The sequence below is a fragment of the Nocardia gamkensis NBRC 108242 genome, assembly GCF_001612985.1.
In the GTDB taxonomy this organism is placed as follows: Bacteria; Actinomycetota; Actinomycetes; order Mycobacteriales; family Mycobacteriaceae; genus Nocardia; species Nocardia gamkensis.
The window spans coordinates 70,819-93,072 of sequence record NZ_BDBM01000011.1; the positions used below are offsets into that span (position 1 = coordinate 70,819).

20 protein-coding genes and 2 pseudogenes are annotated in these 22,254 nt (G+C 67.7%); 8 read left to right on the forward strand and 14 right to left on the reverse strand.

The window, feature by feature from the left end; all coding sequences use genetic code 11:
- Positions 1-23: 23 nt before the first annotated feature.
- From NG1_RS12280 to NG1_RS12290, 3 genes are read right to left on the reverse strand one after another with little or no spacing between them, the layout of a single operon-like run.
- Complete coding sequence (locus NG1_RS12280) at positions 24-998, reverse strand: UDP-glucuronic acid decarboxylase family protein (RefSeq protein WP_062970211.1); 975 nt, start codon at positions 996-998, stop codon at positions 24-26.
- 8 nt (positions 999-1,006) lie between these two features.
- A complete protein-coding gene (locus NG1_RS12285) occupies positions 1,007-2,305 on the reverse strand; it encodes a glycosyltransferase (protein WP_084498871.1) in 1,299 nt (432 codons plus the stop codon).
- A gap of 31 nt (positions 2,306-2,336) precedes the next feature.
- The gene (locus tag NG1_RS12290) at positions 2,337-3,314 is read right to left on the reverse strand and encodes a glycosyltransferase (RefSeq protein WP_062970213.1); all 978 of its coding nucleotides are present in this window, start codon (positions 3,312-3,314) and stop codon (positions 2,337-2,339) included.
- Positions 3,315-3,528: 214 nt separating this feature from the next.
- On the opposite strand from NG1_RS12290, the gene NG1_RS12295 reads away from it, so the two are divergent.
- Positions 3,529-4,869: an aldehyde dehydrogenase family protein gene (locus NG1_RS12295; protein ID WP_062970215.1), complete on the forward strand. Its 1,341-nt coding sequence runs from the start codon at positions 3,529-3,531 to the stop codon at positions 4,867-4,869.
- A gap of 139 nt (positions 4,870-5,008) precedes the next feature.
- Here NG1_RS12295 and NG1_RS12300 read toward each other — a convergent pair whose 3' ends face one another.
- Positions 5,009-5,734 (reverse strand): hypothetical protein, encoded by a 726-nt coding sequence (locus NG1_RS12300; RefSeq protein WP_157114013.1) that lies wholly within the window; start codon positions 5,732-5,734, stop codon positions 5,009-5,011.
- Positions 5,735-6,151: 417 nt separating this feature from the next.
- On the opposite strand from NG1_RS12300, the gene NG1_RS12305 reads away from it, so the two are divergent.
- From NG1_RS12305 to NG1_RS12315, 3 genes are all read left to right on the forward strand, one after another.
- On the forward strand, positions 6,152-6,448 hold the full coding sequence (locus tag NG1_RS12305) for a hypothetical protein (protein ID WP_062970219.1): 297 nt from the start codon (positions 6,152-6,154) through the stop codon (positions 6,446-6,448).
- Positions 6,449-6,730: 282 nt separating this feature from the next.
- A complete protein-coding gene (locus NG1_RS12310; RefSeq protein WP_157114014.1) occupies positions 6,731-7,330 on the forward strand; it encodes an SLATT domain-containing protein in 600 nt (199 codons plus the stop codon).
- Positions 7,331-7,449: 119 nt separating this feature from the next.
- Positions 7,450-8,694 (forward strand): TIGR03618 family F420-dependent PPOX class oxidoreductase, encoded by a 1,245-nt coding sequence (locus tag NG1_RS12315; RefSeq protein WP_062970221.1) that lies wholly within the window; start codon positions 7,450-7,452, stop codon positions 8,692-8,694.
- Here NG1_RS12315 and NG1_RS12320 read toward each other — a convergent pair.
- The 4 genes and pseudogenes from NG1_RS12320 to NG1_RS12335 form a co-directional block, all read right to left on the reverse strand.
- Positions 8,651-9,676: an aldehyde dehydrogenase family protein gene (locus tag NG1_RS12320; RefSeq protein WP_245659872.1), complete on the reverse strand. Its 1,026-nt coding sequence runs from the start codon at positions 9,674-9,676 to the stop codon at positions 8,651-8,653. The genes NG1_RS12315 and NG1_RS12320 overlap by 44 nt on opposite strands.
- 38 nt (positions 9,677-9,714) lie before the next feature.
- Positions 9,715-11,062, reverse strand: a pseudogene (hmgA, locus tag NG1_RS12325) (homogentisate 1,2-dioxygenase).
- Between the two features lie 41 nt (positions 11,063-11,103).
- Positions 11,104-12,168, reverse strand: a complete 1,065-nt coding sequence (locus NG1_RS12330; protein WP_062970223.1) for a lipocalin-like domain-containing protein — start codon at positions 12,166-12,168, stop codon at positions 11,104-11,106.
- 91 nt (positions 12,169-12,259) lie between these two features.
- Complete coding sequence (locus NG1_RS12335) at positions 12,260-13,552, reverse strand: oxygenase MpaB family protein (protein ID WP_062970225.1); 1,293 nt, start codon at positions 13,550-13,552, stop codon at positions 12,260-12,262.
- Positions 13,553-14,411: 859 nt separating this feature from the next.
- Here NG1_RS12335 and NG1_RS12345 point away from each other — a divergent pair.
- Entirely contained in the window at positions 14,412-15,089 is a 678-nt protein-coding gene (locus NG1_RS12345) for a TetR/AcrR family transcriptional regulator (RefSeq protein ID WP_084498873.1), read from the forward strand.
- On the opposite strand, the gene NG1_RS12350 is transcribed toward NG1_RS12345, so the two are convergent.
- A complete protein-coding gene (locus NG1_RS12350; protein ID WP_084498883.1) occupies positions 15,090-16,637 on the reverse strand; it encodes a subtype B tannase in 1,548 nt (515 codons plus the stop codon).
- A 224-nt stretch (positions 16,638-16,861) separates the two neighbouring features.
- Positions 16,862-17,218 (reverse strand): DUF2218 domain-containing protein, encoded by a 357-nt coding sequence (locus NG1_RS12355; RefSeq protein WP_062970229.1) that lies wholly within the window; start codon positions 17,216-17,218, stop codon positions 16,862-16,864.
- 351 nt (positions 17,219-17,569) lie between these two features.
- Here NG1_RS12355 and NG1_RS12360 point away from each other — a divergent pair, with 351 nt between their 5' ends.
- Together NG1_RS12360 and NG1_RS12365 are read left to right on the forward strand one after the other, a co-directional pair.
- Positions 17,570-18,013 (forward strand): pyridoxamine 5'-phosphate oxidase family protein, encoded by a 444-nt coding sequence (locus NG1_RS12360; protein WP_062970232.1) that lies wholly within the window; start codon positions 17,570-17,572, stop codon positions 18,011-18,013.
- Positions 18,014-18,244: 231 nt separating this feature from the next.
- Positions 18,245-18,937, forward strand: coding sequence for a hypothetical protein (locus NG1_RS12365; RefSeq protein ID WP_157114015.1), 693 nt, complete (start codon positions 18,245-18,247; stop codon positions 18,935-18,937).
- Between the two features lie 70 nt (positions 18,938-19,007).
- Here the strand turns inward: NG1_RS12365 and NG1_RS12370 are convergent, their stop codons facing one another.
- On the reverse strand, positions 19,008-19,235 hold the full coding sequence (locus NG1_RS12370) for a hypothetical protein (RefSeq protein ID WP_062970236.1): 228 nt from the start codon (positions 19,233-19,235) through the stop codon (positions 19,008-19,010).
- Positions 19,236-19,682: 447 nt separating this feature from the next.
- Between NG1_RS12370 and NG1_RS12375 the strand changes: the two genes are divergently transcribed.
- Positions 19,683-20,117, forward strand: coding sequence for an RICIN domain-containing protein (locus tag NG1_RS12375; RefSeq protein WP_168434088.1), 435 nt, complete (start codon positions 19,683-19,685; stop codon positions 20,115-20,117).
- A 152-nt stretch (positions 20,118-20,269) separates the two neighbouring features.
- Here the strand turns inward: NG1_RS12375 and NG1_RS36635 are convergent, their stop codons facing one another.
- From NG1_RS36635 to NG1_RS12385, 3 genes and pseudogenes are all read right to left on the reverse strand, one after another.
- Positions 20,270-20,446 carry a hypothetical protein gene (locus tag NG1_RS36635; protein ID WP_157114016.1) on the reverse strand — a complete coding sequence of 59 codons (177 nt, stop codon included), beginning with the start codon at positions 20,444-20,446 and terminating at the stop codon, positions 20,270-20,272.
- Between the two features lie 29 nt (positions 20,447-20,475).
- Positions 20,476-21,198: pseudogene (locus NG1_RS12380) on the reverse strand (acetyl-CoA C-acyltransferase); the annotation flags it as partial.
- A gap of 352 nt (positions 21,199-21,550) precedes the next feature.
- Positions 21,551-22,153 carry a TetR/AcrR family transcriptional regulator gene (locus NG1_RS12385; RefSeq protein WP_062970240.1) on the reverse strand — a complete coding sequence of 201 codons (603 nt, stop codon included), beginning with the start codon at positions 22,151-22,153 and terminating at the stop codon, positions 21,551-21,553.
- Positions 22,154-22,254 lie beyond the last annotated feature (101 nt).

Consider the following 22,254-nt stretch of genomic DNA (forward strand, 5'->3'; position numbering starts at 1 on the left):
CTAAACCGATTCATGCACGACGGCTATCGTGGTAGCAACTTCTCAGCAGACTCGCTTGCGCGCCCCGCGAACCAGTCGATCGTGCGGCGCAGTCCCTCCGCTCTGCCGACCGAGGGCTCCCAGCCCAGTGCCCGACGGGCCAGCGTGATGTCCGGGCAGCGCCGCTTCGGATCATCGATCGCGCCGTCGACATAGGTCACCACCGACCGGCTGCCGGTGACCGATCGGATCTCGTCGGCGAGGCGGCGCACGGAGATCTCGTGCGGATTGCCGATGTTGACCGGTCCCGGGTGGTCGGTGGCCGCCAGCGCCAGCAGGCCGAGCACCGTGTCGTCGACGTAGCACAGGGAGCGGGTCTGCTCGCCGGTTCCGGCGATGGTGAGCGGTGCGTCCGACAACGCCTGTGCGATGAATGTGGGTACCATCCGGCCGTCGTCGGTACGCATGCGGGGACCGTAGGTGTTGAAAATCCGGGCGATTCCGGTATCGAGGCCCCGTTCCCGGCGGTGTGCCATGGTCAACGCTTCGGCATACCGTTTCGCCTCGTCGTAGACGCTGCGCGGACCGACCGGATTGACGTGTCCCCAGTATTGCTCGGGCTGCGGGTGCACCGCCGGGTCGCCGTAGACCTCGCTCGTCGACGCGAGGACGAATCGCGCGTCGTTCCGCTCGGCCAGGTCGAGGGCGTTGGCAGTGCCGAGTGATCCGGCGCGCAGCGTCTCGATCGGTAGCCGAAGGTAGTCCGGTGGGGAGGCAGCCGACGCGAGGTGGAAGACGACGTCGAAAAAGCCCAGCGCCGGCCACCGCTCGGTGACGTCGTGCTGGATGAGGTCGAACTCGGGGCGGTCCAGCAGCCCGGCGACATTGTCCACCGTGGAGGTGGCGAAGTTGTCCAGCGCGACCACGGCGGTGCCCGCGTCCAGCAACTGTTCGCACAGGTGTGATCCGACGAATCCGCAACCACCGGTGACCAAGGCGCGTTCGTATTGTGCGGACATGGTCTCGCCTACCCGTTGCCGTTCGCGGGAATGCCGTGATCTATCGAGGATGACCCGGTGGCAAGCCCGTCGCTGTCCCCGGCGCGGCCGTCGGTGGGCCCGCTTTCGTTCTGCGCCCGTACGGTCGCGGCGGCCACCCGCCGGTACGCGTGCAGGGTCTCGGTGGCGATCCGATCCCACGAGTAGCGCGCTTCGACGCGCTCGCGCCCGGCGCGACCGTAGCTCTGCCCGATCGCAGGCGTGGCGAGAAGTTCGCGGACCGCGTCGGCCAGCTCCGCCGGTGCCCGGGGTGGGACCAGCCTGCCGGTCACCCCGTCCACGACGGTGTCGATGAGACCTCCGACCGCGGTCGCGACCACGGGAACCCCGCAAGCCATCGCCTCCAGCGGTGTGATGCCGAAGGGTTCGTACCACGGCGTGCACACGACCACGTCCGCCGACCTCAGTAGCGGGGCCATCCGAGTCCGCGGCACCTGGCCCAGCAGATGGAGCCGGTCGCGCACACCGAGTTCCGCCGCCAGTGCGAGCAGCCGCCTGCCTTCGGGATCATCGGCCACGTCGCCGTCGTCCGGGCCGCCCACCAAGATCAACTCGGTGCCGGGCAAGCTGGTGAGCGCGGTGATCGCGGTGTCGAAACCTTTGCGCGGCACCAATCTGCCCACGCTGACCATCCGGTGCCCGGCCGATCGCGGTGCGCTCGGTCCGTCGGGCGTGAACTGGACGAGATCCACGCCGCACGGAATCACCGAGGTCCGCGACCGCGGCACACCCATCCTGGCCAATTCGAAGATCTCGTCGGTGCAGGTGGCGATGATGCGGTCGGTCTGTGTGGCGATCAATCGTTCGAGGCGCACCCGGTTGGCGGGGCTGGTGTCGTTCGCCCCCTGATGGCGGCGTTTCACCACACCCAGCGCGTGAAAGGTCTGCACCACCGGCAGGGTGGCGGGGCGAGCGGCTCGCAGGGCGGCCAGGCCGGACATCCAGAAATGCGCGTGCACCACGTCTGGGCGCTGATGCCGCCAGTGCGCTCGCAGAAACGCGCCGAAATCGCCCATGTGCGGTAGCAATTCGTCCTTCGGCAGGGGATGGGCGGGCCCGGCCGGGACGCGGATCACGCGATAGCCCTGTTCTGTGGTCACAGTGTGCGGCGCCCGCGCCTCCTCCCGGCGCGTGTAGACGGTGACCTCGTGCCCCTGTCGGCACAGGGCCGCGGACAGTTCCGCCACATGAACGTTCTGTCCGCCGGCATCGACCCCGCCCAGCGCGGCGAGTGGGCTGGCGTGCTCGGACACCATCGCGATCTTCATGATTCCGCCTTCTGTCTCCGGGACACTGCCTTCATCGGGTGACCTCGGCGAGGAGGGAATCCCACCGGCGCAGGAAGACCTCGAGGCCGTGATGTTCCAGCGCGAATTGCCGTCCCGACTTGCCCGCGAGCACCGCCAGATCGGGTTCGTGGAGGAATTCGTGGAACTTCGCGGTGAGCGCCGCGACGTCGGAAGAGAGCGCACCGGCCTCCGGCGGCACCGCGCCGACGGCCTCGGTGGTGGCGAGGGCGACCACCGGCATGGCCAGGTGCATGGCCTCCAGAAGCGACAATCCGAGGGAGGTCCACCGCGCGGTGTGCAGATACACCCTCCTGCGCGCCATTTCCGGATGCAGCACCGACTGGCGGAGGTCACCGATGCCGCGAATCGGGTGGGCGGTGGGCCGGTCGGTGGTGAAGGCGTCCGCTCCGATCCCGTACACATCGACCGGTCCCGCCATCGCGAAGTCGGGCAGCAGATCGCTTCCGGTGATCCTTCCGCGCCGCATCGGTTCGTTGATCAGGGCCACGCCGTGCGGCAGTTCGCCGGTGTACAGCGCGCCGGGGTCCACGATGCCGTGTGGCACAACCCGGGTGGGCGCGCGTCCGCTGTCCCACATCAGGTTGTTGAAATGCGTGACGTGCACGATCGGGATGTCGGTGCGATCCGCCAGCGGATGCCTGGTGGTGGCCGCGCTGGGACGTGGCGTGTTGTGCTCGACGTAGACCGCCGGAATGTCGGCGCCGGGACGACGCCCGAGCCATCGCTCGGCGAGATCGATTTCCTCAGGGCGCTGGAGAACGACCACGTCCGGCTCGGCGTCGCGCAACGCCGTCGCGGGCACCTCCTCGGCGGAGGGCCAGTCGCGGCCGCACCGTCCGCGCCCCCACGGGCCACCGCCGTCCACCACCGGCATCAGGTATCGGTGCGGCCCTCGGACGAACGACGTCGTCCATGAGCCGTGCACGTGCCACAGCAGCACGGTCAGCCGTTCGGTGATTGCGGCCATGCCGGTAGCTCTTGCCTTTAACTCCCCGACCAAACCTGGTTTCCGCACCTGTTAGCAATCTGTCAGCTATCGACATGTGTGTGCCGTCGCTTCCGGGTGGCCGCTGACGGAGACGGCGGTGCCGACGAGTTTGAACAGGGGGTGCCAGGTAATGGCTCGCGATATGAGCGCACCGAACGCTGTCACGTTTCCCACCGAGAATCGGGCAACCGAAATGATCGAGATACTCGATCCCGCTACCGGTGCCACCGTCGGCCATGTGCCCATGACCGGCCTCGCGGAGATCGATCGGCGGGTCGGGCTGGCCGATCGGGTCCAGCCGACGTGGGCGCGCACCGCATCCGCGGAGCGGGCCGCCGCACTGCGCGCCGGTGCAGCCTTGCTGCGTGAGTGCGCCGACGAGCTGGCCGAGCTCAACCGTGTCGAAACAGGACGCCCGCGGTCCGAAGGCGAACAAGGTGTGCTGACCGGTGCCGCGACGTTGGAGCAGTACGCCGAGCTGGGGCCACTGCACCGGGGAAAGGCCCTGCAAGGAGACTTCGAGGCGACCGACCTCATGGTGTGGGAGCCGTGCGGCGTCGTCGTCGCGCTGACACCGTGGAACGACCCGGTCGCGGTGTCCTGCGGCTTGCTCGGCGCGGCGCTGGCCACCGGGAACACGGTCGTCTACAAGCCGAGCGAACGCGCACCGCATACCGGCGGTCTGCTCGGTGAATTGCTCGCCCGTGCCCTTCCCGAGGGAGTGCTGCAGACGGTCCAAGGCGACGGGAGGATCGGCGCGCTGCTCGCCGCGCGCACCGATGTGGACGTCGTCGCGCACGTCGGCAGCACCGCCACGGGGCGGTCGATCGCGAAGAGTGTGGCGGCTACCGGCGCCAAGGCGTTGCTGGAAAACGGCGGCAACGACGCGCTCGTCGTCGACGCCGGGGTGGATCCCGTCTGGGCCGCCGGGCAGGCAGCGCTCGGCGCGTTCGCGAACTCCGGCCAGATCTGCGTGTCCGTCGAAAGGATCTTCGTGCACCGGGATGTCGCGGAGGCCTTTCTGGCGGCGCTGGTCGCCGAAGCCGAGTCCTGGAAGACGGCGCCGTTGGTCGACCGGCGTCATCGCGATCAGGTCCACGCCCACGTGCGCGACGCGGTGGACCTCGGGGCCGATCTGCTGACCGGCGGAGCGGTGCCCGACGGCGCCGGTGCGCACTATCCGGCAACCGTGCTGGCGCACTGCGATTCGAACATGCGCATCATGCGGGAGGAAACCTTCGGTCCGATCGCGCCGGTGCGGCGGGTGGACACGTTCGAGCAGGGCATCGCGGAGGCCGCCGCCGACGACTACGGGCTCGCGGCAACCGTACTCACTCCATCGATGGCCCATGCCCAGCACGCCTGGCGAGAATTGCCGGTCGGCACGGTGAAGATCAACGCTGTGTTCGGTGGGGCGCCCGGCGGAGCGGCGCACCCCCGGCGGGCCAGCGGGTCGGGCTTCGGCTACGGACCCGAATTGCTCGACGAGATGACTCGGACGAAGGTCGTGCACCTGCGCCCGGCGCCCCACTGAGGGATGCCCCACGGTGCGGCCACCGAGCCGGGGAGATCACGCGCGGCCGATCGACCTGCGGGGCAACGGGTATGCGCCGACACGGTCACCGGGTGGGCCGGACGTGCTCGCCGAAGCGTTATGTGGGCCGACGCTCGTCTCACCGGGCCGGTCCGCCTCCGGCGCTGCGCCACGGCAGGCGCAGAGAAATGGCCGGACGGGTGTATGCCCATTGGGCGACGGCGGTGACGGCCGAGCCCAGCGAGGTGAGGCCGGTGAGCAGGGGCCAATGGGTGAGTCCGGCGGTGTCGTAGGAGACCTGCCGGATTCCCGGCGCGATGAGGCTGCCATTGCCGAAGGCCCAGCTGGTCACCATTCCGATCTGCCCACCCAGGTCGGTGGTCCGGGCGAGCATGGCGCGTAACTCGGGGGCCTTGCTGTTGATGTAGAGCACCGTCAGCAAGACGAGAGCGGCGGTGGTCACGGTGGAAACCGTCGCCGCGTGCGACAAAGTGTCGGTGCGAAGCCGGAGGTTCGCCGCGACCAGGCAAACGGTGACGACGACCGCGCCGGCGGAAAGCAACGCCAGGGCGCCGCTGATGCGGGCTGTAGGCGGTTGCTCGGACGACCAGGTGTTCAGGAACGAGGTGGTCGCGGTGATCCGGCCGAAGGCGTTGGCACTGGCTTTGCCGTCCGCCCCCGCGGCACGGAGCCACGGCTGGAACAGCAGGATCAGTGTGACAACGCTGCCGACCGCGGCGCTCAGGTAACCCCAGTGGCCGTCCAGCGTCGACAGGTCCGCCCGGAGACCGGCGAGCCTTCCCGGCGCAGTGCTCGGTAGTCGTTCGAGCCGAGTGTCCTTCGCTGACCACGGGGTTGGCTGCACTTCGCTCCGAATCGAGGATGGTTCGGCGTCGAGAACCGAGGCGGATACGGCGGTCCCCGACCGCGGTCGTCCGTGCGCACGGCCCGGCAGAAGGGGGTATCCGGACACTAAGAGGCGGGCAGCGTTCGATGAATGATTGCGATCAGCGCGATCCGATTACCGGCACCGCCATGCCACGAGGTCTCGCTGCCTTGGTCCGATCGGACTCGATCGCTCCGTTGTGCGCAGCTGTCACATCCTGCTGACTTCGTGCGGCAGTTCACCGTTCGAGCAACTGATCGGTGCGCGCCCCTGCTGCGTCGAGTCGGTATGGGCCACCGGGAATGGGTTGCGGACCCGAGCGGGTGCCCTAGCGGGCTGTCCCGCGACGATCCTCGCTCGCCTGGAACAGGGGAATTCGCGAAGAGGGGAAGCCGTATGAGCACCCAAATCAACGTGATCGGTGGTGGTCTGGCCGGAGACGAGGCCGCGCCCGACCATCGCGAGCGCGCCACCTTCCGGCACACGGCAACCGCGAAGGGGCGCACCGGTGCGCTGGACCTGCCGGGGCAGACCTGGCGCGACCGGCCCGCCATCGATCGGGGCGACGACGTCTACCTTGCCGGCGACATGGTGGCCGCACCCGGCATGCGCGGCGAGATCTCCATCAACAGCGCCCTGCCCGCCGCCGCCTCCCTGAAAGCGCACACCCGCGTCGACGCCGCCGATCGGTAGGCGGGAAGGTCGGGGTCGAATCAAGGCAGTCGCGGTCCGGCTCGAGCGCCGCGGAGCATCGGCGACGGGTACGCGCGAGTGCCGGACCGGGGTGGGGTGGGGTGACCGACTCGTCGGAGGGGAGAGCCGGTCACACCACCCTTCGCTGAATCCCGTTGCGGCGCAGTGTAGGACCCTGGATGTGCCGGGTCGGCGACGCGCGGGAGTGCGCAACGCCGTGCGATCGACCGGTGGAACGGCCGAAAGATGAACCCGGGGAGGTAGGGGAGATACAGTACGGCCGTGACAGAGCACCGATCGCCCATCGGCGGGGATCGCTCGCAGGACCTCGGAGTGCCGCCTTCGCTGGACCTCCGATCCGCCGACTGGTCGAGTTCCGATGAGACCCTTGCCCGGCTGTTCCAACGTGTCGAGGCGTATGCCATAGACGCGCGCGATTGGTATTCGAGGGACAGCCTAACGAAGCGGCGAACCAGCCTGGCCCTCACCGCGACGACGCTCGTTCTGGGCCTACTCGGAATATTGGTGCCGTTACTGACCACCGCCGGAGTGCACGCCATCGACCCGAGCTGGGGATACGTCCTGCTCGCTTGCGCGGCCGGAGGCGCCGGATTCGACCGCTTCTTCGGCGTCTCCACCGCGTGGATGCGCGATCTCCGCAGCGCGCAGTCGATCAACGCGATGTTGTGCGACTTCCAACTGGAATGGGCATCGGTCTCGCGGGCCGCCGCCAATTCCAACGGGGAGATAGACCGCCGGATGGGACTGCTGAGGGATTTCTCCTACCGGGTCAACGAGGTGATCGCCCACGAAACGGATAGCTGGGCCGGCCAATCGCAACCCTCGGTCACCGCGCGGATGGGCAAATTCGATCGGAGGTAGACCCCGGCGGCGCCGACGACGGGCGAGCGGCAGCGGCGGTCACCCATCCTGAACTAGTTGATCAGCTGAAATGTACCGTCGGGGTGACATAAATGAACTCGTCGGTTAAATTTCGGTCCATGAAGCATGTAGTGATCGCGGGTGGAACCGATGGGATCGGCCGGGCCGTCGCGCTCGACCGCCTGGCCGCCGGGGACGTCGTCGTGGTGATCGGGCGAGACCCGGTGAAAGGCAAGAACTTTCTCGCCGCCGCCGAGGCGCTCGGTTCGGCCGACCGCGCGCACTTCGTACCGGCCGATCTGAGTTCGATCGCGGCGACTCGCGCCGCGATCGACGCTGTCCGCGCCCCGTTCACCACAGTGGATGCCCTGGTGCTGTGCGCTCGGCACTACCGGTCCGATCGGCTGGTGACCGCGGAAGGCTTCGAATACACCTTCGCGCTGTTCTACCTGAGCCGGTTCGTGCTCAGCTACGAACTCGGCGATCTGTTGAGCACCGCCGCGAACCCGGTCATCGTGAATGTGGCCGGTCCGGGCAGCGGCACCGGTGAGATCCGCTGGGACGACCTCGGTCACGAGCGTGACTACCACGGTATGCACGCTCTCGCCCAGGGCGGACAGCTCAACGACCTGCTCGGCATCGAGTTCGCGCGCCGGCCGGTATCGGCGCGGGTGCGCTATGTACTGCTGCATCCGGGGGTGGTGAATACCGCCCTGTCCGGAGACTACGACGCCGAGATGGCGGCCCGGATCGAAACGCTGCGCCGCACCGCGCAACCGATCGACGTGGCGATCGGCCCGATCCTCGCAGTGCTGGACGATCCGCCGGCCGAGGCACTGACCGCGATCGTCCAGGGACAACCTGTGGACGTCCACGGACCCGCGTTCGATACCGCGGCGGCCGCGAGACTGTACGACGAGACGACGAAGTTGCTCGGCCGTCTGCAACCGGCCGCGCTCGGCGTTTCCCCGGTCAGGTTGCGGCAGGTCCTCGACTCACCGGTATTCGGCATCGTGTCCACTGTCCAGCCCGACGGCAGCCCACATCAGTCGGTGGTGTGGATACTCCGCGACGGCGACGACGTCCTGTTCGCGGTAGCGGCGGGTAGCCGCAAGGAGCGCAACCTGCGCCGTGACCCTCGCGTCAGCGTGCTGGTCACCCCGCCCGAACAGCCCTACACCTACGCCGCGATCCGCGGCACCGCCACCCTGGCCGAAGGCGGCTCGGAAGTGCGAGATCGGCTGGCGCTTAAATACACCGGGATGACCTACGCCGAGCACAACCCGGAAGCCGCGGCCGCCTACGGCGACATCCCGATCGTCACCGTCCGGGTGACTCCCGACCGGGTCGTCGGAAGGCTCTGAGCCGCCGCGACCCGCGGACGGGCGGCCGTCGGCGCGATCCGCAGGGGACCGCGTCGCGCCGACGCGAAGGTGCGAACGGTGGGTCACAGTCCGATGTGGACGGTCTTCTCCTCGGTGTCGGCTTCGATGCCGCTGCGGCCGAGTTCGCGGCCGATTCCGCTGCCCGCGCGCCCGCCCCAGGGCAGGGCCGGATCGGGACACCCCAGCCGTTGACCCAGACCGTGCCGACCCGCAGTTGCTCGGTCACCGTCACGGCGCGTGACAAGTCGCTGGTGTACACCATGGCGTTGAGGCCGTACCTGGTTTCGTTGGCCAGCCGGACGGCTTCCTCGGTGGTCTCGAAGCCGATGACGGTGGCGACCGGACCGAAGATCTCTTCGCGGGCGATGGTGAGGTCGTTGGAACCGCGGAAAACGGTGGGTTCGACGAAGTAGCCGGGGCGCCACAGGCGGGCACCGCCGGTGACCAGCTCGGCGCCTTCCTCGCGGCCGATGTCGATGTAGCGCGGGATCTGGTCGAGCTGGCGCTGGTTGACGATGGAGCCCATGGTGCTCGTGGGCAGGAACGGATCTCCGATCCGCGCGTTCGCGGCGGCTTCGACCAGACCCTCGACAACCCGGTCGACGAGCGATTCGTGCACCAGGACGCGGGTGCCCGCGGCGCAGACCTGACCTTGGTGGTAGAAGTTGCCCATCGCTATCCAGGGCATCGCGGCGTCGAGGTCGGCGTCGTCGAAGATCAGTTGCGCGGCTTTGCCGCCCAGTTCGAGGGTGACCTTCCGGAACGTATCGCCGGCCAGGCTCTGGATCTGCTTGCCGACCCGCGGGCTTCCGGTGAACGAGACCTTGTCGATGCCGGGGTGTCCCGCCAGCGCGGCCCCGGCGACGGGGCCGAGTCCGGGCACGTGGGCGTGCTCGCCGCCGATCCGCAGCGTGGGTTCGGGCAGGTCGAACGAGGGGCGGGACGTCGATACGGCGGTCATGCGGTACTCCGGGTGCGAAAAGGTGCGCGAGCAGGGGATCAGTGCGGCGGTGTGAACCGGTGCTGGAGACCGGCCCAGCAAGCGTCGTAGTCGGGTTGACGGTGCCGCGCCGCGTGCGCGAAGTCGGTCACGATCAGCGGCCAGCGGGTTTCGAACATGAATGCCAGGGAGCCGTCGATCTTCTGCGGTGTCAGTTCCGCCGTGCTGGCCTTGTCGAAGGTCTCCCGGTCCGGCCCGTGCGCGGCCCACATGTTGTGCAGGCTCGCGCCTCCCGGAACGAAGCCCTCCGCTTTCGAATCATGGGCGCCCTCGACCAATCCCATGAACTCGGTCATCACATTGCGATGGAAGTGCGGTGGCCGGAAGGAATGCTCGGACACATTCCACCGTGCCGGGAATGCCACGAAGTCGACATTTGCTTGCCCCGGAGTGTCCGAATGCGAGGTCAGGACGGTGAATATCGAGGGATCGGGATGGTCGAACCCGATCGTCCCCATCGCGTTGAAGTGGCGCAGGTCGAAGACGTACGCGGCGTGGGATCCGTGCCATGCCACCACATCCAGCGGTGAGTGGTCGTAGTCGGCCGACCAGAGGTTCCCGCCGAACTTCTGCACGACCTGCACGGGCTCCCGGAGATCTTCGTAGGCGGCGACCGGATAGCGGAAGTGGCGGGCGTGGGCCAAGCCGTTCGCGCCGATCGGGCCCAGTTCCGGTAGCGCGAACGGCGAACCGTAGTTCTCGCACAGATAGCCGACCGCGCGATCGTCGAGTAGTTCGACCCGGAAGCGCACCGCCCGCTCGACCACCGCGAATTGCCCGGGTCCGACCGCCAATCCGCCGAATTCGGTGTGCAGCACGAGTCTGCCCCGCTGGGGTACCACCAGCAGTTCGCCGTCGGCGTCACCGAAGTAGCGAGCACGCATGGTCTCGGTGGCGCAGTACATGTGCACGGCGATGCCCTGACGTTGCAACGCCGAGCCGTTGGCGGCCAGGGTGTAGATGCTGTCGAGGAAGTCGCCGCGCGGCCAGGTGTCCGGCAGCGGATCCCACCGCAACCTGTTCGGGTCGGCCACTCCGTCGAGAATCGGTGCGCTGCGGAAGGTCCGGTTGTCGATCCTGGTGAACGCGCCGTGCTGCGCGCAAGGGCGGATCCGATACACCCAGCTACGCCGGTTGACCGCGCGCGGTTCGGTGAACGCCGTCGCCGAGAGTTGTTCCGCGTACAGGCCGTAGCGCCCGCTGTGGTGAATTCTGGTCCGTGGGCAGCGCGCCGGGGATCGCCTCGCTCTGATGCTCGTTGCCGAAGCCGCTCAGATAGGCGAATTCCGGTGTGGCGGACGCGGTATCGGGCGAGCCCGCGGCACGGGCGGGACGGGTGTTCGTCATGGGCTGGTCTTCGTCTCCGGGAGCCGGGTGGTGGGCCGGGGTCAGGCCAGGGCGACCAGTTCGTGCAACGTGGAGCCGGTGCGCGTCTCGATGCCGGTCCCGGTGTGGACGGCCAATTCGAACGACGACTCGAAGCGGAAGTAGCCGGGATGGCCGACCAGCCGATGCGCCAGCGGTTTGATCAGTCGTGATCGAGCGACGGGAATGTCGTCGAGCAGATCGTGGGCGTGGATGACCTTCTCGACGACCAGGCGCAGATCCACGCTCCCCGGCACGCGCAGTTCGATCCATTCCGGATACGTTCGACCGGCGGTCGGGTGGAATCGCGCCGGACCTTCGGTGAGCACCGTCTCGCCGGTGGACAACACGATGTCACCGTGCCGGGCGAGCATCAGCGGACTGATCTCGTGCCCGCCCTGCCGCCGCTGGGTCAGCACCGAGGCGTAGAGCAGCGAATAGTCCTCGACGTAGAGCCGCCCCCAGTGCCAGCGGTCGATGATCTTCTTCATATCGCCGACGCCCCAGTTGTGGTCGTGATACCCACGCCCGGTGACTTCGTGGCGGACGCCGTCGAGCTCGATGGCGCCGCTCACCCGGGCGCGCGGCGCCGCGACCACCCACCCGAACGAATCCCGCGTCCCGAAGCGGGTCTCGCCTTTGCCCGGCATCCAACTGGGGGTCTCGTTGTGGAATCGCAGGTCGAAGACCAAGCCGTCCTCGGCCATGTGCAGGTGATGAATCGGCAGCCCGTCCGCCGGGTACTCGGTGTGGGCGTGGTTGGCGCCGATGCGCACGTCGCAGGTGTCGGCCGAGAAAACCGCCGCCGCCCGCGGGTACCGCCGCGACACCTGGCGTCGGGTGCCGTCCGGGGCGTACACCATCATCTCCACCCACGGTTTGGCGTTGGGCAGATCCTCCGGTCGCCGTTTGGTCAGGAACCCGATCACCACGTGCCCGGTGTCGAGGTGAGCGTCGAAGTACCAGTGCTCGAACGCCAGTCTGCTCGGCGACGGGTGAAGTCCGTTGTGCTGGGGCTCGACGGAAGTCAGTACCCCGTCCCGGCGGCCGGGCCCATTCCACACTTCGACGATTTCTGCGGTGCTCATAACTGCTTTCGATGTCGGTGGACACGACGGCGACGCATCGGGTCCGGGGTCGGCGCGAACGCGGCGGCGCGCGGGGCGACCGCCGCGAAGGTCATCGGCGTAGTCCCCCGCTGGCGTCGAAAGCCGCCTCGCGGCCCTGCATCTGGGCGCGGTACCAGTTCTCGCGGTGCCAGAGCATGAGCTTCTCGTGCGCCCGCGCGAAGGGCGGGACGGTTCTGCGCAAAATCTCCATCGCCGTGATGAGGGGGAAACGCAGCAGGGGAATGCCGATCCAGGGAAACGCCGGGGGCATGGTGTACCGGCGCCGGGTCCACGGAGCCATGTACATCGCGGAGTACACGGAGTTGATGCGGAAGTTGTACGCCTCACGCAGTCGCGTGAGCCCGCGGTGCCCGTCGCGCGGCGCGAACGCCACGGGGTAGGACTCGATCAGCTCCGCGCCGTGCTTACCGGCGTCGTAGGAGCGGGACGCGATGGTCATGGCGAGAACACGCAGCGAGTCGAGGACCGTTTCCGGGTACCAGCGCAGCCGCACGCCGAGCAGGTATCCCATGTACTTCTGGAAATGCAGCAGTGCGCGGATTTCCGAGGGCGTGGTCTGATAGCCGAGCGCCCACAATCCGAGGCCGGGGGTGACGCTGCCGCCCAGGAGGGTCAGCATCTGGTAGGTCTGGCTGATCGGCAGGCCCCACCTGTCCATGTCCCACTCCGGATGACCCGCGACCTTCGCGCGGATCGAGACATGCATGATGCGCACCTTCAGTGCCGTGGCACGTCCCGCCGAGCCCGGAGTCAGCAGTGCGCGCGGCTCGGAGACATCGATCCAGAAGCGGGTGGTCTCCAGGAAGCGGCGCAGCGCGCTGTCCCCGGCGTAGCCGCCTGCCAGCGACAGCGGGGTCGCGACGGCGGCCTCGGTGTACATCTCCAGTGTTTCCGCGCCGGCGAAGCTGAACAGCATCGTGCCCCACCGTCGCCAGATCGCCGCGCCTTGCTCGACCAGTTCGGGCACCACCCACTCGGGCACCGTCTCGAATTCCTCGAACAGCGCGCGCATCGACTCCGGCGCGTCCGGTACGGCGTCGATGCCCGCGGTGAGGGCGGTTTCCAGCATCCGTCGTCCGGCCTGGGGGCCTGCCGCGCCGTGCATCACCTCCGCGACGAACCGTTCCGCGACCGGATCGCCGGTGAACAAGTCCTCGCACAACGCGACTGCTTGCGCGTCGGTGGGAAACAGCTCTTTCCCGGTGACTTTCACGAACAGACGCTCGAGGCGCTGAACCTTGGGGGACCGGCGCGCTTCCCAGTACCGGAACGCGGTCGGGCACTTCACCGACGGCTGTTGCGCGACGACAGCCGCGCCCGCGGGCGGGACTTCCACTGACATGGGTGACTTCTCCTACTATTCGGTACGGGTCGCTCTCGTCGACCACGGCCGGGTCGATCCAGTTCCGCAGCACCCGCGCCCGGCCCGGGTGCGCCCCCACCAGCATCAGTCCATCGGCGGGAATGAGGCCGTCGAGCGAGACCGCGTCGCCGGTCGGGGTCCGGGTGATCGAGGGATTCTCGGCTTGTGACTGATAGAAGGACATCAGCGGCCCGCCGCCGCTGAATCCCAGCAGCACCACCCGTTCGAAGCCGTGTTTCTCGCGCAACCAGCGCACGCCCGCGCCCAGGTCCTCGGCCGCGCGCTCCATCAGCAGGGCGGCCTCGTTGGCCGCGTAGCGGGTGTTCATCGCCATGATCGGCACGCCCGCCGCGGCGAAGGCGCCCAGCAGGAAATGGGACAGGAAGTTGGACGCCGGATGCGCCATCAGGACCGCGGTGCGCGCGGAGACCCCTTCCGGCGTGACCAGATTCCCGTGCAGGGTGGGGTAGTGCCGGCTCGAGCCGGAGTGGATCTCCACCTTGCCGTCGACCGCAGGGCGGTAGGGGATGCGTTTGGAAGTGGTCGTGCACCGTGTCGGCCAAAGTCGGCCTCCCGATCCGCAGTCTCATCGTCGAACCCTTCTCGGGCGGCCTCGTCGCCGCCCCATGCCAGCGACCATACCATTGGGTATAGTTATCGGTACTCTTTTGAATGGAAGAATTGGGTTCGTGCGGAATGATCGCGAAAGGAGCTCGGTGACCGGCAGATACGGCACCATCGCCAGACGGGTGCAGTGGACAGTCACCGCGCCGAAGTGGTCCCGTGACGGGGTCACCTACCATCGAGTGGTGATTTCCACCGACTTGGGGCCGCACCGATGACAGCCGACGGGCCACCGTCCGGCGACAGCATCCGGCCTCCCGACGTGGACACCACGAACTCCGCACCGCGGCGCTCCCGGAAAGCGGCGGCGCAGCAACGCGGCCGCGGCCGCGCGCCGCGGCTTTCGTACGAGGCATGGGTGGACGGCGCTCTGGCACTGCTCGCCCGAGAAGGCGTCTCCGCCATCAAGATTCCCCGGCTGTGCCAGGAACTCGGTGTCACCAAAGGCAGTTTCTACTGGCATTTCGACGATATCGAACAGCTCATGGAGGCGATGGCCGACCGGTGGAGCGCGCGTCAAACCGAGATCATTCGCGCGCTCGGCGCGATCGAGTCCGTTCCGGTCGAGCAGCGCATCGCCAACATGGCCGCCAATCTCATCGACCAAGGCACCTGGGCCACCGAAGCCACCGTGCGCGAATGGGCGCGAAGCGATGAGAAGGTGGCAGCGACGGTGCGCGCCCTGGATCAACAGATCTTCGAAACGGTGCAGAAAGCGATGCTGGAACTGGGCTTCGCACCGGAGGAAGCACGGCTGCGCGCCGGTGCGATGGTGTACTTGGGCATCGGCTTCATCCACGGCCGCGGCAGCCTGCCCACGCCGACCGCGGAGCAGGCTCGGGCGATTCTCGGCCTGTTGACCATTCCCGCCCCGAAAGAGAATCGGGCGTAGCTAACGGGCGTAGCCGGTGATGCCGCGAATCCAGGCGATGAAGTCCCCGGCGTCTTCGTTGCTGCCGTGGCCCGCGTCCCAATACATGGCGGCGTTCACGTTCGCGCCGAGATTCTCCAGCTTGGCGGCGAGGTTGCCGACGACGGTGAGGGAGGTGTCGGAGTCTTTGGCGCCGACGCGTATCCACCAGTGCCGGGCGCGGCCGGGATTGTCCCGGCCGAGGAAGTACATGGGGTTCATCAACTCGATCTTGTCCGGCAGGTCGCTGTCGAGCCGCGCGTTCGCATCACCGGTGGCGTGGCGCAGGCTGTAGAGGGTGAAGTGGCGCGCTTTGGTGGTGCCGTTGCCGAATTCGTTGTTCTCGCCCGAGGACAGGTCGAATGCGTCGAAGGCGGGCACGTTCTTCTTGCGCGCGCCGACGTGGGTGAGGTAATCGGCCCAGGTGAAGGTCGCGGTGTCGTTGTCGAAACGCAGCCATGGGTTCGCGGCCAGGTAGGCGCCGCGCTCGGCGTCCGGCAGTGCCTTCAGGTACTTGCCCGCCGCCGGTTGCAGATAGGTGCGCAGCAGGTGGTCGGCGTAGTTGTCGGCGGTGAGCGCTCCGGACCCGTTGCGTCCGCGCAGATTCAGCGATGCCTGATAGGCCGGAAAGGCGGTGGCGAGTTCCCGCGACACCGTCTGGTCGACCTGTTCACCGGACTGCGGCGGGTTGGCGCCCCAGTTCCATTCGTAGGCCATGTCGGCGTGCTCGAGGTCGGTGATCGGACAGTAGCCGGCGCTGGCGAAGATGGCGTCGGAGGCGTCGGCCGCGCCGAGTTCGGTGAGGTAGGAGTGGTAGCGGTCGCTGTCCCCCGAGGCGCCCAGCAGCGCCGACATCGCGCCGCCCGCGCTCACACCGGTGGAGATGATCCAATCGGTGTTGCCGGGCACCCGCCCGCTGTTGTGCCGCAGATACCGCACCGCCGCCTTCAGATCCACGATCGCCGCCGGAGCGACCCCGTAGTAGACGCCGTCGGAGCCGACCAGATCGCGCCCTCGCGCGCCCGGCTCGACGACCACATAACCGGCGGCCAGCGCGAGGTCGGGGTTGCCGGTGCGATTCGCGCGGTCGTCGAACCCGCCCGATCCGCCCCGCGTCGCGCCGCTGGGCGGGGCCGCGCCGGACGGCAGGCCACCGGGCGTTCCGCCGGACTTGGTCATCGAGGACGACATGTATCCGCCGATGTTGTTGCTGAGCAGGATCGGTGCCCTGCTCGCGTCCACGGTGCTGCCGTCGATCTGCACCGGGACGCTGACGGTCATGCTCTGGTATTGCTCGTCCACCGGTTTCGCGACGTAGACGATGCCCTTGTACTGGTGGTAGGTGATCCGCCGCTCGCCATCGGCGGTGGCGACCGTCTTGGCTTCGATGCTGTACTTCTCGGGGTCGAAGCGCAGGGCGTCCGATTCGGCGGACTCGGTGTCGTGCTCGTGTCGCGAGTCGCACCCCGAGGCCACCAGTGGGGTCGCGGTCACCGCGGCCACTGCCGCCAGCATCGTTCTGCGTCGCACGAACATTCCTTTCGGGTCGGAGAACCGGGGCTTCACCAGGGAGTGTCACCGAATGCCGTAGTTCGTCGTCCCAGCGGGACCGGTAGACCCCGGCCGGCTCGCCGATCGGGTCCGCCGGGTGGGTCGGTCTCGTGCAACGCCAACCTGCGAAGCGCGGATCTGAGGTCGGTGATCGGTTCCAGGTCTTCGCCGGGGCCGGTCATGGCGTCTCCTCGCGGTAGGCGTCAGTTCTCCGACGGGCGGTCGCCGCTCGTATCGGTCGAATCCGCGGCGGCGGGATCGTGCTGCCACGTCACGCTCAGCCGGTCGCGCTCGCCGAACCGGACCAGGTGCCTCGCGAGCACGTCCTCGAGGCGGGGCAGGTCCTCCGCGGCCGCTTCGATCCGTAGATGCAGTTCGCCCTCCTGCGCGCTGACCGTCGCGCGACCGGAGTCCAAGTCGATCCAGCCCGACGAGGACTGCGCCGACCACTCGCCGCCGTTGCGCCGCCCCAGATGCGCCACCAACTGCTTGCCGTACCGCTCCGGCCGGTCGGTGCGAACCACCGCCCGGGACGTGGTGGACGAGCTGCCCGCGGTCACGACGCGGCCCGTGAGGGGGATCCGGCGTGCGAGACGACACGGGCATCCAGAATCTGCGAGACCATGACGACACCAGCTTTCGGGTTGCTCTGTATTTGCGTGGATCTGTCGCCCGTGGGGATCGCGACACATCGATGGGGCATCGGACAGCGTCGACGCAGCGACGATATGGTCAGCACTACCCGGGGTCGCTGCCGTTCACACACCGCGTCGACGCCAATAGCGAACCCGCCGCACACGCTGCGACCGCGATGCTCGAGCAGCCGCCGGTTTTCCCCGGTACCCGATCGGGCAGGCGGCCCGTGCGGTGTTCCGGGCCGCCGTGCCGACCCGACTACGTAGACTTCCGGCGTGACCGATCTCGCGGACTTCGCCCGGCTGATCACCGGCGACCACGGACTCTGTGTCGTCTCCACCCTGCGAGCCGACCGCACGATGCAATCGTCCGTGGTCAACGCCGGGGTGTTGCGACACCCGGCGACCGGTGCGGACGCGGTGGGCATGGTGGTGCGCGGCGATGCCCGCAAATTGGACAATCTGCGCGCCCGGCCGCGTGCCACGATCGTGGTTCGCGTCGGTTGGGAATGGTGCGCCGTCGAGGGGCCGGTGTGGATCGTCGGCCCCGACGATCCGGCCCCCGACGTCGATGCCGAGCGGTTGCGGCTTCTGCTGCGTGAGGTGTTCACCGCGGCCGGTGGCGTGCACGAGGATTGGGACGAGTACGACAGAGTGATGGCCGCAGAACGCCGGGCAGTGGTCTTGGTGCTGCCGGATCGGGTCTACGGCAACGGCTGATATTCTCCGCAGCGCCCGGTAGTGCGCTGCGCAGACCATGTGTCCCGTTGCGCCGAGGACCGGCCCTCGCGCGGCTTCCGCAAGCGGATGCACCCGCATGTAAGTCGAGTAGTCGCCTACTCGCGCAGCGCGTGGGTTCGCGGCGGACCATATGACCTGTTCGTACCGAAGGCCGTACCGGTCACCTGTTGAAATCGATCCAGTTCCGTAGGGTTCGGATGGGAGTCCGACGTGATCGACAATCCGAATTCCCGATCACATCGCTGTGACGACCGGGCGCGTGTCGAGAATCCACCATCAGCAGGGCCGGGATTCGAGCCACCGCCGCGGCGCGCCGGTCAAGCGGACGCCGTGCAGGTTGCCACCCGAAGCGGACGATACGCGCTGATGGCGGCTGTATTCGCCGCAATGGTCTCCAGCTTCGTCTCGGCGTCGTCGGCGGTGTACACGAGTATCAGTAGTGCCGATCGGAGCGAACAGATATCGATCGGGGAGGCGACGCGTGAAAATCGCCAAAAAGTCTATACCGACTTTCTCTCGGCCACTTACGCTTTCACGATGCAGATGGGCCGGATGGCCGAGTATCTGAACATCGACGATCGTGACGGATTTCGCTCCGAAGCCCAGCAATTCGGTGAGACCGAGGTCAAATCCATGGTTGTGGGCGACCTCGCCGCCATGACGTGCGGCAGCGGAATGTCCGATGTGATCGAAAGGATCCAGAAGGCGCATGTAGACTTTTTGAACATGCATTACGGCCCCTTTGTCGGGAAGGTCCGTGACAAAAGCGCACACATTTCGGCCGACGAGAAGCGGCGCGACAATGCGGCCCTCCGAACCGCGATGATAGATTTCGCGAGCGAGCTCGACAAACTGTTGGGCGAATTCCATGCGCAGGGTCGGAAGGACCTCGGTATCGCATAGCGATGCGCACATCCACATGCTCGTTTCTCCGGCCGGTTATCGCCGCGGCCGGGTGTTGCTCGCCGATACCCTACGCGTGGGGCGCGACGTCCAGAACGTACTCGAGGTCCCTGATTTCGCCGGCGGTCTCCGGTGAGCAGGAGATGACGAGGCGATCCGCGCCGCAGAGCTCGACGACCTCGGCGTCGTCGGTTCGCAGCCAGTCGAGAAACTTCCCCCGCACACCTTGCGGTGTCGCACGCTCGCCGTGCAGGGAGGGGTCGAGGCGGACGAGGTAGGTGCGGTGTAGCACCGGCATGGCGGTCTCCTTCGATCGTCCGGGCGGTAGCCGAGGTGCGGCGGTTCGCGCCGCGTTCGGGTGCTCGTGCACATGCGATGGTCGCTGTGCGAGCGTCATACCCGGCTTGGGCGACCGCACGCGATGTCGAGGGATATTCGCGGCAGCACTCGTCGGGGGCGAGTGAGAGCAGGACAGCGACTCGCGGTTCCGGTGCGGGTTCGAGGCGCACGCGGCGCGCAAGGTGGCGGCCAGGCATAGGACGAGTGCCGGTGGCTGCCCAGGATCGGCGGGGGCGCCCGGCGAACTCCGGTCTGTCGAAGTGGTTCACTGGTTCGGGGACGGGTAGTTCGGTATCAACCGCAACCCTCGAGATCAGCGACCGGCCACCACGGTCGAGGTTCCATCGGGGCAGTTGCTGTCGGCAGTGGTATGCGGGTTGTGTCCATATGGCGAGGACGACGGATCATGGCTGAGTTGAGCGAGGGTGTGTATCGGATCGTCAACGTCGGCACAGGCCATGTGCTGGCGCTCGACAGCGCTGACCAGGTCACGGTAGTGGGGGAGGCAAGTGTGGAGGATGGCTGGCAGCATTGGCTGTTGTCGAGCGCGCCCGAATTCGGCGGAGGGATCTGGTACATCACCAACGGGCGCACCGGGACCCGGCTCGGACTCGGCGACGGTCTGGTGTCCGAGGGGGTTCATGTCGAATGCAGCGGGACGCCGATGGGATGGCAGATCAGCACCGACGAAGTCCATCCCGCCCGCTACCGTATCGCCGTTTGGCCCGCCGCCGAGTTCGTTCTGGCTCTGCCGGGCCACGAGATCGGTACCGAGCAGATCGGGTTGACGCGCTACGCGGCCACCAGCGATATCCAGCAGTGGCAGTTCCACCGCCCATGACCAGGTCCGATATACGGACGGTGCGCGGCGCCGCTCGGCGGTAACGCGGCGAGGAGAAACACCGGCCACGAGCTGGTGACCGGGTAGGCGTCGTCGGGAAACGCGACGGTCCGTGCCCTTGTACCGGGCACGGACCGCTGGTTCCGCTGAGATCAGGTGACGATGACACCGTCGTAGCTGTCCTTCTCGGCTTCCAGCCGGTCGACGGTGGCGGTGAGATCCCGGGCGAACGCCTCGGTCATGGTGTTGGTGGCCTGGGTGGGATCGTCGATGGTCAGCACCAGCACCCGGTCTTCGCCGAGTTCCCAGGCAATCATGTTGTCGCTCATTGCTTTTCGCCTCTACTACTTTCGGATGCTCAGACGCGCTCGATGACGGTGGCGATGCCCATGCCGCCGCCGACGCACAGGGTGAGCAGCGCGCGCCGGGCGCCGCCCCGCTCCAGTTCGTCGACCATGGTGCCGGTGATCATCGCGCCGGTCGCGCCCAGCGGGTGACCCATGGCGATGGCCCCGCCGTTGACGTTGATCTTCTCGTCCGGGATGCCCAGCTTCTTCTGATAGTTGAGCACCACGGAGGCGAATGCCTCGTTGAGCTCGAACAGGTCGATGTCGTCGAGCGTCAATCCCGCTGTGGCGAGCACCTTTTCGGTGACCGGAACCGGTCCGGTGAGCATGATGGTGCTGTCCGCGCCGCTGACCGCACCCGCGACGATGCGCGCTCGCGGGGTGAGCCCGGCACGGCGCCCTGCCTCTTCGCTGCCGACGAGCACCAGCGCGGATCCGTCGACGATGCCGGAGGAGTTGCCGGCGTGGTGCACGTGCTCGATCTTCTCCACCCAGTGGTAGCGCTGGAGCGCGACGGCGTCGAAACCGCCCTGCTCGCCCATGATCGCGAACGACGGCGGCAGGCTCGCGAGGCTCTCCACCGTGGTGTCCGGCCGCATGAGTTCGTCGTGGTCGAGGATCACCGCGCCGTTGATGTCCCGCACCGGCACGACGGATTTGGTGAAATAGCCGCCAGACCACGCGGCAGCGGCCCGCTGCTGGGAGCGCACCGCGTAGGTGTCGACGTCCTCGCGCCACAAATGTCCATCGCTGTTGGCGGATTGTCAATATGGTGCCCGCCACCGCGTTGGCGATCTGCCAATAAGGACGCTCGGCAGTTGATCGCGCGTTACCGCGCGCGCGAGTACGCCTATCGCGGAGCGGGGTGCGGCATTGGCTCTACTCACAACGGCGGTGGCTCTCGCGTGCTTCGGGCGCTGTCGACGCACGCCTCGGCGCGACGAAAACGTCAGCGGCACACTGCATCAGCGGCTCGGCTGGAGCAGGACCCGGTCGGAGGACCGGCGACCTCGAACCCGCGACGAGGCGGGGAAGCATCCGGCGCTGCCGGTGGTTGTGCGGCCGTCGGCCGATGTGCCCGCGTCGCTATGGCTCGACGGGGCGGTGCTGTTCGATGAGCATTCGCGCCATGAGCTTGGCGCGGTGAGCGGCCAGCAGATCTCCCTCGGCGGCGGAGATGATCGAGCCCTTCATCAGGATGTGCCAGGACCGGGCGAAATCGTCGGGGTCACGCAATCCCGCCGCCTCGGCCCGGCCGCGCACGATGGCCCGGATATTGTCCAGGTATCCGATGCTGGCCTGCCCGGCCGGATGCGCGGCGCCCAGCTCGAGCAGCACGTTGATGAACGAGCAGCCGTCGAAATCCTCGCGCTTCTGGAACCAGTCGTGGAAGACGTCGAAAATAGCCAGCAACTGTTCTTCCGGTGTGTTGCCACGTGCCCGAGACTGGGTTTCGACCAGGCCCAGCGTCCACAGCTGCTCGCGACGCTGCAACACGGCGAGCACGAGATCGTCCTTGGACGGAAAATGCCTGTACAGCGTTGCCTTGGCCACACCGGACAGCGCGATCACTTCGTCGGTGCCCACCGCTCGGATACCGCGACGGGTGAACAACGCGTAGGCGGTGCTGAGGATTCGCTCGCGCGCGGGCGCGGCGGGTGCGACGCGTGAAAGGTTCGGCGTTTCCATCTCCCTGTCACCATAGCGCTGTACAGACAGGCCTGTCTCTGTTAGTAAAGAAAGACAGGTCTGTCTTGAGGATGCAGGGTGGGCCCGACTGTCGAGCGCCC